The sequence below is a fragment of the Oceaniradius stylonematis genome (assembly GCF_003149475.2).
GTDB classification, from domain to species: domain Bacteria; phylum Pseudomonadota; class Alphaproteobacteria; order Rhizobiales; family Rhizobiaceae; genus Roseitalea; species Roseitalea stylonematis.
In genome coordinates this window covers 218693-232408 of record NZ_QFWV02000009.1, presented here as the reverse complement: position 1 = coordinate 232408, position 13716 = coordinate 218693, and the positions used below count along the sequence as shown (strand labels likewise).

Annotated in this window: 11 protein-coding genes; 1 reads left to right on the top strand and 10 read right to left on the bottom strand. The window is 59.9% G+C overall.

Annotated elements, in window-relative coordinates; translation table 11 throughout:
• Positions 1-154 precede the first annotated feature (154 nt).
• From DEM25_RS17380 to DEM25_RS17340, 9 genes are all read right to left on the bottom strand, one after another.
• Positions 155-1780, bottom strand: coding sequence for an ABC transporter ATP-binding protein (locus DEM25_RS17380; RefSeq protein WP_109767593.1), 1626 nt, complete (start codon positions 1778-1780; stop codon positions 155-157).
• Positions 1777-2556, bottom strand: a complete 780-nt coding sequence (locus DEM25_RS17375) for an ABC transporter permease (RefSeq protein ID WP_375565465.1) — start codon at positions 2554-2556, stop codon at positions 1777-1779. Before DEM25_RS17375 ends, DEM25_RS17380 begins: the two co-directional genes overlap by 4 nt.
• Before the next feature lie 59 nt (positions 2557-2615).
• The gene (locus tag DEM25_RS17370) at positions 2616-3590 is read right to left on the bottom strand and encodes an ABC transporter permease (RefSeq protein ID WP_109767594.1); all 975 of its coding nucleotides are present in this window, start codon (positions 3588-3590) and stop codon (positions 2616-2618) included.
• 11 nt (positions 3591-3601) lie between these two features.
• Positions 3602-5173, bottom strand: a complete 1572-nt coding sequence (locus DEM25_RS17365; RefSeq protein ID WP_109767595.1) for an ABC transporter substrate-binding protein — start codon at positions 5171-5173, stop codon at positions 3602-3604.
• Positions 5174-5206: 33 nt separating this feature from the next.
• On the bottom strand, positions 5207-6268 hold the full coding sequence (locus DEM25_RS17360; protein ID WP_109767596.1) for a histone deacetylase family protein: 1062 nt from the start codon (positions 6266-6268) through the stop codon (positions 5207-5209).
• Positions 6269-6274: 6 nt separating this feature from the next.
• Positions 6275-7705 (bottom strand): NAD-dependent succinate-semialdehyde dehydrogenase, encoded by a 1431-nt coding sequence (locus DEM25_RS17355; RefSeq protein WP_109767597.1) that lies wholly within the window; start codon positions 7703-7705, stop codon positions 6275-6277.
• Between the two features lie 10 nt (positions 7706-7715).
• Complete coding sequence (locus tag DEM25_RS17350; protein ID WP_109767598.1) at positions 7716-9104, bottom strand: sulfatase family protein; 1389 nt, start codon at positions 9102-9104, stop codon at positions 7716-7718.
• 4 nt (positions 9105-9108) lie between these two features.
• The gene (locus DEM25_RS17345; protein WP_109767599.1) at positions 9109-10503 is read right to left on the bottom strand and encodes an aminotransferase; all 1395 of its coding nucleotides are present in this window, start codon (positions 10501-10503) and stop codon (positions 9109-9111) included.
• A gap of 270 nt (positions 10504-10773) precedes the next feature.
• Entirely contained in the window at positions 10774-11541 is a 768-nt protein-coding gene (locus DEM25_RS17340; RefSeq protein WP_109767600.1) for a GntR family transcriptional regulator, read from the bottom strand.
• Between the two features lie 319 nt (positions 11542-11860).
• On the opposite strand from DEM25_RS17340, the gene DEM25_RS18000 reads away from it, so the two are divergent.
• Positions 11861-12004, top strand: coding sequence for a hypothetical protein (locus DEM25_RS18000; protein WP_196780436.1), 144 nt, complete (start codon positions 11861-11863; stop codon positions 12002-12004).
• 155 nt (positions 12005-12159) lie between these two features.
• On the opposite strand, the gene DEM25_RS17335 is transcribed toward DEM25_RS18000, so the two are convergent.
• Positions 12160-13425, bottom strand: a complete 1266-nt coding sequence (locus DEM25_RS17335; RefSeq protein WP_196780435.1) for an NAD(P)/FAD-dependent oxidoreductase — start codon at positions 13423-13425, stop codon at positions 12160-12162.
• Positions 13426-13716: the final 291 nt, after the last annotated feature.

The following is a 13716-nucleotide window of genomic DNA, read 5'->3' as shown; positions in this document are numbered from 1 at the left end:
TTCATTCGTCCATCTCCTTTGATCGACGGACTCTACCAAAATCTGGAGGAGGTTCAGGGGCTCAGGTCAATAGGACAGGTTTTGTGGCGTGTGGCCGGTTTTCTGGTGTTCGGCTTGTGCCGGCCGGCATAAGGCGCATCAGTCGACGGACGCTCTAAGAAAGGTAGGACTGCTCCGTGTGGCCAAAGCCGGCATGCAAACTCGATTCGATCAACGTCTTCGTATAGGCGCTGTGCGGATTTTCGAAGACGTGCCTGCTGGCACCGGTTTCCACGATCCGCCCCGATTTCATGACAATGATCGTGTCACTGATTTCGGCGGCGATCGCGAGATCATGCGTGATGAAGATCAGAGACAGGTTCATTTCCTTCTTCAGGTCTTCCAGCAAATCCAGGATCCTGCGCTGGATCGTGACGTCGAGTGCCGACACGGGCTCGTCGGCGACGACAACTTCCGGATCCAGGCACAATGCCCGCGCGATCGCGATGCGTTGGCGCTGCCCGCCGGAAAATTCTTGCGGAAACCGGTTGGCGGCACTCGCATCGAGCCCGACACGCTCCAGCCATTTGTCCGTTGTCCGTTTCGCCTCCAAACCGGGAATGCCGCTCGCCTTGAGGTTGCGCATCATCTGCGTCCCAATCCGGCAACGCGGATTGAGCGAGGAGAACGGATCCTGGAAGACCATCTGGATGCGCCGGCGCGCGCGTCTCAAATCTGATCCCTTGAGTGCGGAAAGGGTGTCTTTGCCCAAGGTGACGCTACCCGAATCCGGCTGCAACAAATGCATCAGAATGCGCCCCAACGTCGACTTTCCGGACCCGGATTCGCCCACGATTGAGATGGTTTCGCCGCGATGAAGCGTGAAGCTCACATCATCTGACGCAACAACATCGCCCATCTTTCGCCATGACCCGGAACCGCGATAGACCTTCTTGATGTCGCGCGCCTCAAGCACCGGCTCGCCTTTCCCGACGGCCGCCGGCGCTACGGGTGTGCCCTTGGGTACGGAGTCCAGAAGCTGGCGGGTGTATCCGTGCTTCGGCCGGTTCAGAACTTCGGCGGCCGTCCCTTGCTCCACCAGAATGCCGTGACGCATGACCGCCACCCGATCAGCGATTTCCGCGACCACGCCGAAATCGTGCGTGACGAACATGACCGCCATCTGCATTTCGCGCTGCACTTTGCGAATGAGATCCAGAATCTGGGCCTGCGTGGTGACATCCAGGGCTGTGGTCGGTTCGTCGGCGATCAACAGCCTCGGCCGCAGCACCAGGGCCATGGCAATCATGACGCGCTGCCGCTGTCCACCCGACAATTCCTTCGGATAGCGTCTGAGCATCCGCTCCGGTTCGGGGAACCCGACCGATTCGAGCACCTCCAGCACCATGTCCCGGCGTTTCGACTTGGCAAGTTGGCGGTGAAAGCGAATGCTTTCATCGATCTGGTCGCCAATACGCATCAGCGGGTTGAGCGTCGACATCGGCTCCTGAAAGACCATGCCGATTTCGGCGCCCCGCAGCCGGCGTAGCTCGCGCTCTGACATTGCTGTCACGTCCTCTTCACCGAAGAGGATGTCGCCGCTGCGGCGGGTCAGAACGTTTGGCAAAAGGCCCATTATGCTGTGCGACAGCACCGATTTGCCCGACCCCGACTCTCCGACGACGCAAAGAAGCTCATTGTCACCGACGCCGATGGAGACGTCTTCGACGGCAAGTTTCCTGTCTCCGCCAAAGGGCAGCCCGATCGACAGGTTCCGGATTTGGAGCAACATGCCGGTCATGCTTTGGCGCCCCCCCGCTGGCTTGGGCTGATCGCGTCGTTCAGGCCTTCGCCGAGCAGATTGATGGCAAGGACCGCCACCATGATGGCCAGACCGGGAAAGACACTCATCCACCAAGCCTGTCTGATGACCGTACGCCCGACACCGATCATGTACCCCCAGCTGGCCAGGTTGGGATCGCCCAGCCCAAGAAAGCTGATTGCACTTTCAAGCAGGATCGCCGTGGCAACGCCAAGCGATGCCATCACGATGATCGGAGGCAGGGCATTGGGAAGGATCTCACGAAGGGCAATGTCCCATCCGGGCCGTCCTGCCGATACCGCAGCCGACACATATTCGAGATTGCGCTTCGCAAGGAACTCTGCCCGTGCGAGGCGCGCAATGGGTGGCCACGACACAACCGCGATCGCGGTGATGGTGGACGCAAGCGAGGGCTGGAAGACGGCGACGAGCATGATGGCCAGAACGAAGCTTGGTATCGTTTGAAAAATCTCGGTCAGACGCATCAACGCATTGTCGACCCTGCCGGAGAAAAACCCGGCGACGCCGCCAACCACAAGTCCGATCGCCAGTGCGGCGACGGTCGCCGCCAGGCCCACAAACAGCGATACGCGGCTGCCGTGGATGATGCCGGATAGAATGTCACGCCCCAGCGTATCCGAACCGAGCAGAAACCCATCCGACAGAGGCGGCGTGAAAGGACGGCCGACCATATCCCACGGATCGTTGGGTGAAATGACGGGCGCGGCCAGCGCGATGACGACGAGGCCGGCCAACAGGCAAGTGCCGGCGAGCGTTTTCGACGAGGACGCCACAAAGCCAAACGGTGAGTGCTTCACGAGACCTCCATCGTTGGATCGAAAACCTTGTAGGCAAGATCGGTTATGATGTTGAAGAACACGACCATGATCGAGCTGATGAGAAAGACACCCATCAATACCGGATAGTCCCTCTGCAAGAGCGCATCGAACGCCAGCCGCCCGATGCCGGGCCAGGCAAAGACGGTTTCGACCACGACGGCGCCACCGACCAAATGGCCGGCCTGCATGCCCGCGATGGTGATGACCGGCAGAAGGGCGTTGCGCAACACATGCGCGCCGACGATGCGGAAGGGCGGCAAACCCTTGGCCCGCGCCAGCTTCACGTAATCCATCTGCAATACGTCCAGCATCGCCGTTCTTGTCAGCCGCGTGTAGGTCGCCGCGTAGAGAAGCGACAACGTCACCGCGGGCAGCACGAGATATTTCAACCGGTCAGCAACCTGCCCGATAAAGCCGTAATCGGCTCCTATCGTTTCGCTGCCAAATGCCGGAAACCATCCGAGAAAGACCGAGAACACCAAGATCAGCATCAGTCCGGTGAAGAAGACTGGACTGGCATAAAGCACCATTGCCGCCGTCCCCACCGCGGTGTCGATCCAGTTGTCTCGATTGAGCGCGGCTGCAACCCCGAATGCGACGCCCAATATCAAGGCGATCGCAAACGCACTCAGCGTCAACAGCAATGTGTTGGGAAGCCGCTCGGCAATCAGATTGACCACCGGCAATTGCTGCCGGTAGGAATAGCCCAGATCGAATTGCAGCAACTGAAGATAGTACTTTCCCAATTGAACGAGGATCGGCTGGTCGAGGCCGAATTGCTCGCGCAATTGGGCAAGGTACAGTTCGTCGGCTGCGCCCGATTGGCCCGCCAGCACGGATGCCGGGTCCCCGGGCGCCAGCCTGACCAATGCGAAGTTGATCAGGCTGACGGCAAGGATGATCAGCAATGCCTGTGAAAGCAGCCGTAACGTTGAGATTGCTGTCCGCATCGCCTGGCAGACTATTCCGCGATCTGCACGTCTGCGAAGCTGCCATTGACGCCATGGGCGGTTGTGACGAGACCTTCGACAGTCTTGGCATGAATCGTGGGAAACTTGATCTCGATGAGCCAGGCAAGCGGCACGTCGTCCACGAGGACCTGCTGAGCCTTGGTATAGGTCTCCTGCAGTCGAGCCTGATCGGTTTCGACCGTCGCTTCGTCGAACAACGTGTCGACCTCGGGATTGGAATAGCCCATCGTATTGGAGAAAAGCACGTTGCGGATGTTGGACGAAGAGTAGGTCCGGTGAATGCCGATCGCCGGGTGGCCGAGTTGATAGACGAAATCGAGTGTCAACTCGTAATCCCACGCAGCGACGCGCTGCGCCCAGGTTCCGCGATCGACCGATTCGAGCGTGACCTCGATACCGACCTTGCTCAGCGCCTGCTTGATGTACTCGCCGGTGCGCACGAACGTGGTTCCGTAGGGCAAGCCCAGCAGTTTCACGCGATGGCGCACGCCCGATGCATCGGGGGTCAAGCCCATTTCATCGAGCAATTGCTCCGCTTTCGCCGGATCATAAGGGTATTCAGGAACGTCCGCGCTGTAGTATTTCATCGTCGAGGAGATCGGGCCGGTCGCAGGCTTTGCCGAACCGAACCAGATCGCGTCCGCGATGAAATTGCGATCGAGCGCATACATCAATGCCTGCCGATAACGCTTGTCGCCGAGCGGACCGACGCGATGGTTGATTTCGATCCACATGAGCGGCGAGAAGAACTCGTAGCCCTCATATGTGACTTCGAAATTGTCGTTGCTGCGGAAACGCTCGACATCGACATACTCGATGTCACTGAAGCTGGTGACCTGCACGTCGCCGTTCTCGAGCGCGATGGACCGCGCCGCTTCGTCGGGAATGACGCGGAACAGGATTTCGTCGAGATGGGGACGGTCCGCCTGCCAGTAGTCGGAATTGCGCTCAAGAAGGATGTATTCGCCCTTCTTCCACTCCTTCAGCTTGAAAGGCCCGGTGCCGATCGGCGTTTCGTTTGCCGGATTGGCGGCGTAATCCGTGCCCTCGTAAATGTGCTTGGGCATCATGGGTGCCGTGTTCATCGCCAAGGCAGTGAGGAAGGCGTTGAAGGGGTTCTTGAGGGTGATCACCACCGTGTCGTCGTCGGGCGTTTCAATCGTGTCGATAACGGCCAGGGTGGTCCGGGCGATCGGATGCGTCTGCGGCAACATCGTGCCGAGCGAAAACGCAACATCGGCCGAGGAGAACGGCGCGCCGTCATGCCATTTGACGTTTTCCTGCAGATTGAAGGTGTAGGTCTTGCCGTCCGCCGAGATCTCCCATGATTCCGCAAGGCTCGGCTGAGGGTCGAGCGCCTTGTCGAAAACGATCAGGCCCTCGTAGATCTTCCCCCCGATCGTCTGCGTCGGCGCCTGCAGATTCAACCCCAGTATCAACGTCGCGGGCTCCGGATTGATCGCCATGGAGAGACGCTGATCGGCGGCCTGGGCCAAAGATGCACTGGATGACATCGCAAGTAGCGCGACACCGACAAGCGCCGAAAACATTCTTTTTCCCATGGTCTTAACACTCCCTGTTTGTGACTAAGTTGCTTAGTGCTGGGCAGTCGATATGCGCGCTTCTCCCGAAACGTTCGTTGTTGCGAAGGGCCTCAGGAAAGACCTGAGATTTTCGCCGAGATGAGGTCCGTCGTACCCGCCCTCCTGCACCAGCAGCACCGGCATTTCGCAATGCTGAAATGCACGCGCCATGTCCTCGAAGGCGGGCGTGGTGACGCGGAACTTGCCCATTGGGTCCAATTCGAAGGCGTCCAGACCCAGGGCGACGACGATCACCTGGCAGTCCAGCTCTCGGGCGCGGGCGCACAAACGCTGCACCGCGCCTACGACCTTCTCGTCGCCGGAGCCGTGCGGCAGCGGCAGGTTCATGTTCCAGCCGAACCCCTCGCCCTCTCCCTCCTCATCGGCGTAACCCTGATAGAAAGGATAAAAGTCGCTCGGGTCGGCGTGGACGGAACCGCAAAAGACATCGTCTCTGGAGTAAAATATCTCCTGCGTTCCGTTGCCGTGGTGCACATCGACATCGATGATCGCAACGCGCTCGTAGCGGTCGAGCAGCCGTTGCGCGGCGATGGCGGCGTTGTTGAGAAAGCAGAAGCCGCCTGCCAGATCGCTGTGCGCATGGTGCCCGGGAGGACGGCAGAGCGCATAACAAAGCGCTTCTCCGGCGATGATCTGATCAGCACCGGCGAGTGCGGCTTGCGCGCTCCAGTAGGCGGCTTCAACCGTGTGAGGACCGATAGGGCAATTGGTGCCGTTCATGTAGTAACCGGCAAGCCCGAGAATTCCCCTGGGCCGTGTTCTGCCATAGCGAACAGGATGAATATGGGGAACGCACTCCGGCCCGGCATCGTCCAGTTTGCTCCAAAGCAAGGACGCTGCTTTGAGAAAGGCGATGTAGCCGGCATCGTGGATTTTCAAGATCGGATCCCAGCCGAGGTCCGCCGGCTGGGCTTGAACGAAGCCGCTTTCGAGCGCGGCGTTCAGCAATCTTCGTGTGCGCGAAGGATGCTCCGGCGCCAACTGCAGCTTGCCGGCAAAAAACTGAATTTGCGGATCGTGTAGTCGCTGCCTCTCGTCGTAAAACACCTTCATCGCGGTTCACCAAGCCAACTGAGAAACGAGCTTCGGGGTGAGATAGGCCTCCAGACCCTCGATGCCCCCCTCACTTCCATAACCGCTTTCCTTCACCCCGCCGAACGGGGTTTCTGGAGTGAAAACAACGGTATGATTGATGCCGAGCATTCCCGTCTCGATGCGCGACGAAATCTCGGCGGCTGTCTTTTGCGATGACGTATAGGCGTAGGCGGCCAATCCGTATGGCAATGCGTTTGCCTTCTCGATCACCCCGTCCAGCGTATCGAACCGTTGTATGGGAACGACCGGACCGAATATCTCCTCGGTCATCGCGCTGGCCGTATCGGGAACGTCGCTCAGAACCGTGGGAGGAAAGAAAAAGCCCAGATTGCCGAGGCGGCGTCCGCCGCATTCGATAGTCGCACCCTTGGACGTCGCATCCTCGACAAACGCTTCCATGGCATCGAGACGGCGCTTGTTCGCCAATGCGCCGATGTCGCTGTCTTCGTCGATCCCGGGCTTGACCTGCAGAGCCGCCGAAATTTCGGTGAAATGCCGGACGAAACTGTCATGCACCCGGTCGTGCACGAAGAACCGGCTCGGAGAGATGCAGATTTGGCCGGCGTTGCGATATTTGTTCGTTGCAACCGATTTCGCCGCTTTTTCCACGTCAGCGTCTTCCGCGACAATGACAGGCGCGTGACCGCCCAATTCCAGCGTTATCCGCAACACCCGATCGGCGGCGAGACGTGCGAGGTGTTTGCCCACCTCGGTAGACCCGGTGAACGACACCTTCCTGATCTCCGCGGTGGCGATTAGCTGGCTCGAAATCTCGGCAGGAACGCCAAATACGATGTTCAGAACACCTGCCGGCAAACCGGCGTCTTCAAAAGCCTTGGCGATCGCCAGTGCGGTGGCTGGCGTTTCCTCGGATGGTTTCAAGACCAGAGTACAGCCGGCGGCAAGCGCGCCGCCAATCTTGCGACATGGCGTTGTGGCGGGCACATTCCATGCCGCGAAGGAAGCGCAGGGGCCAACCGGCTCCTTCAAGACGACCTGCATGGCGCCGGGCAGTCGGGACGGGATTTGCCGCCCGTAAGCCCGCTTGCCCTCCTCCGCATACCAATCGAGTATATCGGCGGCGAACATTACCTCGGTGCGGGCTTCGCGGATGGGTTTGCCCGATTCCAGCGTCAGGTTCCAGGCGATTGCGTCAAGGCGTGCGCGCATGAGAGCCGCCGCGCCGCTGATGATCCGGGCACGTTCGAGCGCCGATACATTCTTCCAGGTCAGGAATGCCCGGTGAGCTGCCTTCGCCGCGCGATCGAGATCCTCGGCGGTCGCGTGAGGAACCTGCCCGAGAACTGCCTCGGTCGCCGGATCGATCAGGTCCTCCGTGCGGCGACCTTCCTTGATCCACTCACCATCGATAAAAAGGGACAGGTTGTCGAACATCAACGGGTCCTCACGCAAACGCCGGATAGGGGTTCACGACCAGATTGCGGAGTACGCCGCGCTCGTCCACCTGAACGCCAAAACGCCTGTAGTATTCTTCCTTGGGCAGAAACTCGTCGCCAATCGCCTTCATGTGCGCGCGCGTGGCCGCTGCCAGGCTCTTGCGGACGGCATTATGATCCGGATCGTCGATCAGGTTGGTCAGTTGGTACGGGTCGACCAGGTTGTCATAAAGCAGCCACGGCCCGTCGATCGTCTCGATGTAGGTATGCCGCATTGTCCGCACCCCGCGATATTCCATGCGCCGCCCCCGGAACGTGGGAAGCATGTCTTCGCCCCTGGAATCGAGCACTGTGGTCGGGCATGGATTGGTTATGAATGCCGATTGCGGACCGAACGCCGCCGTGCCCACAAGCGCGCCGGAGCAGTCGACGCCCTGGACCTCTTTGGGAATGCCGATGCCGCAAAACCCCAGCAGCGTGGGCATGATATCGACGGTGCTGATTGTAAATCCCGCAGCGCTGCCAGCGACGAGTCTGCCCGGTAAGCGCATGATCATGGGCACGCGGATGGATTCGTCCCACGGCCAGCCTTTCTTGTAGACGCCCTGGGATCCGTGCATGTCGCCATGATCGGATGTGAAAACCAAAAGCGTGTCCTGTTCCAGGCCAAGCCTGGAAAGTTCATCGAGAAGCCGCCCGAACTGCTCATCAAGAAAGGTGATCTGGGCGTAGTATCCCCATAGGTCGTCGCGCGGTATTTCGCTGCAGTTGGGACGCGCTTTGATCGAGACCGGGTCGTACATGTCCAGATAGCGCTGCGGGACCATCTTGTAGGGATTGTGCGGAGGCCCCCAGGAAAGGACAGCGATGAAGGGCTTCTCTTTCGGGCGGCCTTCCAGATAGTCCAGAAGCTCGTCCATCTGCGCTTCGGCGTCATAGCCTTTCCAGACGAGCTGTTCGGATTCCGAGCGATGGAATTTGGATTCAAGATAGTTGTGCTCGAAATTGGCGGCTGCCCAATGCCTGAACCCGCGACGGCGTTCGTTCGGAACAGGTGCCTTGCGGTCGGGGCCGTCCAGGTGCCACTTGCCGATGTACGCCGTGTCGTATCCCGCGTCGTGAAAGCATTCACCCAACGTCTTGTGAGACACCTCCAGGGCGACATCGTTGGCGATCACGCCGTTCGATAGCGGATTCTGACCGCTGATCAGGCATCCGCGATAGGGGCCGCAAACGGACGGAGACGCGACGCAGACGGGGAAGATCACACCTTCACGTGAGAACGCGTCAATTCGCGGTGTTATGACGTCTTCTTCTCCGTAACATCCCACCGACGAGGCGCGGAGTTGGTCGGCAAAGATGAAGATGACATTCGTATGGTTCGTACGCCGCTGCATCCGTTCAGCGCCCTGCCCGTGATGCGAACTCGGTCACGGCCTCGAGCGTGTCCGCGAATTTGTCGACGATTTCGTCCAGTTCGCTCTTCGTGCAGAACAGTGGAGGACAAAGACCAAGCGAATCGCTTGCAGGCAGCGCCCGGGTAATCAGGCCCCTTTCATAGGCAAGCTTCGCGAACCGTCCATTGACCTTGCCGAACGGATCGAACAGCTTCTTCGACCGTTTGTCCGCAACCAGTTCGACTGCCGCAATAAGTCCGACACCGCGAACCTCTCCAACCAGCGGGTGGCTTTCGAACTCGCGCAGCCGCTGCTGAAAATACGCGCCCGATTGTGCAACATGGCCCACAACATCGCGCTCCTGATATATTGTGAGCGCTTCCAGGGCGACAGCGCAGGCGACCGGATGGCCGCTATAGGTGTAACCGTGACCGAACACACCTCTCGTATTGCTGGCCGACGCAATCTTCTCGTACAGCTCTTCGGTCACGGTCACGGCACCGATCGGCATGTAAGCCGATGACAATTGCTTGGCGAAGGTCATGATGTCGGGACGAATGCCGAATGTCTCGCTCCCGAACATCTTTCCGGTGCGCCCGAAGCCGCATATCACCTCGTCCGAGATGAACAGGATGCCATAACGGTCCAGCACAGCCTGGATTTTCTCGAAATAGCCTTCGGGCGGAACGATCACCCCCCCGGCGCCCATGACGGGTTCCGCGATGAAGGCCGCAATCGTCGTCGGCCCGGCTTCGAGGATGAGCTTCTCGAGTTCGTCGGCCTTGCGCTGCGAGAATTCCTCTTCCGTCTCGCCTTTCTCTCCATAGCGCCAAAAATGCGGACACTCCGCATGCAAGATCTGGCTGAAAGGCAGATTGAACCCCCCATGCATGACGGTAAGGCCTGTCGCGCTTCCGGAAGCAACGTTCGAACCGTGATAGGCACGCTTGCGCGATATGATCTTGACACGCTCCGGCTCGCCTGCGGCGTTCCAGTAGTACCAGGCGAGCTTGATCGCGGTATCGACCGCCTCAGAGCCCGAATTGGTGTAGATCACCTTGGACATCTCGACAGGCAGCATGGAAAGGAGAGCCTTCCCGAGCTTGATCGCTGCCGGGTTCGATTTATGTGCAAATGTATGATAATATGGAAGTTTCTTGAGCTGCTCGGTAGCGGCGTTGATCAAGCGCTCTTCCGAATAGCCGAGCCCGATCGCCCACAGCCCCGACATGGCGTCGATGTATTCGCGACCCGCGTCGTCATAGATCCGCGCGCCCTCACCTCGCACGACGACATCCGGTCCAATCTGGCCATGGGCCACCGCATTCGTGAAAGGATGAAGCAAGGAGGATACATCGTCTTCCCTCAGTGCGTCCAAATTCGAGTGAGCGTCGGCCATGAAAGCCCTCTTCGTTCTGGGTTGCGGAGACAGCAAACGGGATGGGTTTGCGTATCCTCCTATTGATCCTATTTATTAGGACCTTTAGTCACACAATCGCTCCTGATCGAGTGAGAGTCAAGCGTGTGATTTCGGAAGTTGCGACCTGCGTGCGCCGCTACGGTTTTTTGGGTGCGCGTGACTGACATCGCATGATGCGACGTCAGTGCCGTCCGGACACCTGAAGAGAATGGCTGGTGAGACGAAGGATTGGGCTGGCAGCGAGTTGCGCTACTTTTTCAGGTCCATCTCAAGCCTGAAGCTGTCGGCCCTGTAGGTCAAATGCCCAAAATAGATGACATCTTCATTCTTGGCTTGGATCGATCGCACGACTTCAACCGTGGCGGCGCCGACATCGATGTTGAGGTACCGGGATATCTCAGGATCCGCGACGGACACCGTTAGCGTCTGGTGAGCCTTGCCGATCTCGATTCCGTTCAACCGGCTCATAACCGGAATGATCGGCAGGGAGTCGAACTCCTCTTCGGCCATCTCATATACGCCCTTGTCGAGAAATATCTCCAAGACGAGATGAGGCGCGCCCTCATAGCTGTGAAGCTTTCTCAAGAAACGGTAGCTTCCGGTCGACCTGCCTTCTCCACCGGCCAAAGGAGGCATATTGGCACTGTCCCTGCTCTCCAGGAGTTTGGATTCTGTTCCTTCGATTAGACGGACCAATTCCTTCCAGTCGGTAGCGACGGTAAGCCAGTGCCGACTGCGAGCATGCGCCGTAACGAAGGTGCCTTTTCCCTGTCGCCGCCATATCAATCGCTCGGCTTCGAGCAAATCCATGGCCTGGCGGATCGTTACCCTGGCGACGTTCAGCTGCTGTGCCAGTTGCTCCAACGTTGGCAGTTGCATTCCGACAGGCCATTCGCCCGAACGCATTTTCCGTCTGAACACGCTGGCGATTTGGACGTATAGGGGGGCGCCACCGTCTTCCAGCACCGCAAAATGGTGTGTGACCTTTGTATTTTCAGGGCTGACCTTATTCTTCACGTCAAGCTTTGCCTCTGTTTCAATTTGCTTTCCCGATCTCGGGAGAACCGGCCTTCAAGTGCGTCGACGCCGCGTCCGGGTTGACCATTTGATACAATTTAAAAAACCAGATCAATCGTAACTATTGCCTTTGATCGGAAAACGCCAGACCGCCAGGTTTGCCCACCGCCACCTTGTTTCGGGTGTCTTCCCCGTAAAAAGGCCGAGAAAGCCAGCGCCGCATAAGCCCCGGGCACAAGCCGCGACATCGGTACCCGGTCCTGCGTCGGTCGAGGACACGGTGAACCGCGCCGGATTTGCCGGAGGGTCCAACTCAACAGTGGGAAGGACGATCCTGCGCAAGACCACGAACAACTTCTCCCCCGAAGTGTGCGAGCGTGCCGTCCGGCTTGTGATGGATCATGAACATGAACAGGCCTCGCGCCGCTCGGCCCGCGGGATCGAGGCGGCGCTGGAGCGCTAGGCCGGATGGCGCGCCTGCCGATCGAACCGCAAGGGGCGCCGCAACCGGAAAACGGCGGTTGAACCGTTCGATGGACCCAAAACCATCTCAACGGGCCGCCATGATGGCGCTCGACAAGGCCCATCCGGCGAGCATTTGTCGTCAGACAAAAGACTTCAGGATCCGCCGAGCCGCGCGCCGACCAAATGGGCGGCAAGACTGCCAAGGTCATAACAGGCTGCCTTCACCGGCGCCATAATGTCCGACCGGGTCCGTGAAAGGGGCAGCGGAAACGATTCGGGCGCGCCCGTCATGGCCCATTGTGCCGCGCATTTGCCGAACACCGTGCCCGGCCCGATGCCGCGGCCGCTATAGCCGAAGATCGAGATGCCGTCCTCGCCGAGCGCAACGATGCGCGGCAGATGATCGTCGGTCATGGCGATGCGGCCTCTCCAGCCGAACTCCAGATCGAGATCGGCGAGCGCCGGATAGATCGACCGGACCTTGCGTCGTGCCCAATGACGATGCGTGCTCGAGCGCCAGCCAGCCGGATTGCCCACGCCGCCGATGACCAGCCTTCCGGTGCGATCGAACCGGAACGACGACATCACCGTCGCCGTATCCCAGCAACCCTCCCCTCGCGGCAGCAAGCGCCCGCGCTGCGCTTCCGGGACAGGACTGGTAGCGAACTGGAGATAGAAGACCGGAGTGAAGGCCCGCGCCTGCGGCAGCACAGTGTCGTAGGCGTTGGTGGCGTGGATCAGCCGCTTTGCGCGCAGGCTGCCGGCCGGTGTCTCGATGCGCCATCCGCCAGCGTCGCGTGACCATCCGAGCGCCGGTGTGTGGGTGTGAAGGCGCGCGCCCGAATCGGCAGCCGCGCGGGCAAGCCCATGGACGTAGGCAAGCGGCTGAATGGTACCGGCGCGTGCGTCGTGTAACGCGCCGTGAAAGGCCTCAGAGCCGGTACGCTCGGCGCTTTGCGCAAGACCAAGCAGCGTCACCGGCGCGCCGCGCTGGATCTGCTGGCGGTGCCGGTTGCGCAGGTCGCCGAACCCCCTTGCCGAATGCGCCAGATGCAGCGTTCCGTTGCGCGTCGCCTCGCATGCGATGTGGAACCGCTCGATCAGCGAGAACACCAGATCCGGGCCCACGGCCAGCGCATCGTTGAGCCGCGTTCCAGCTTCGGCGCCAAGCATCGTCTCGATCTCGGCTGGCGGCGTCCAAAGCCCGGCATTGACGAGCCCGACATTCCGGCCCGAGCCGCCATGTCCGAAGCTCCTTGCCTCGATCAGCCTGATGTCTGCGCCTTCAAGCGCGAGATGCAGCGCGGCGCTGAGCCCGGTGAAGCCGCCGCCGATCACCGCGACATCGGCCGTTGCGTCGCCCTCTAGCGGCGGCGCCTGGATAGAAGGTGGCGCCGTAGCGCTCCAAAGATTTAGCATGGCGTCATTTTCTGTCATGATGCGGATATGGGCGGCATCCTTGGCCCACACTTCCCGTCATCGCCCGTGTCGTTTCCGACATCCAGTTCTTAAATTGCCGCACGGCCTTCCGCCGCACAAACACGGGGTGGACCCAAAAGCCACAATTCCGGTCGGTGCGCGCGGTGCACCGAATCCGGTGCGCAGGCGTCCGTCATCGATGAGATCACGCTGGACGCGCGATGGCGCCCGCGCCACGCCATGACCGCTGAGTGCCGCCTGAAGAACCAACGACATGCACTCATGGCCGTT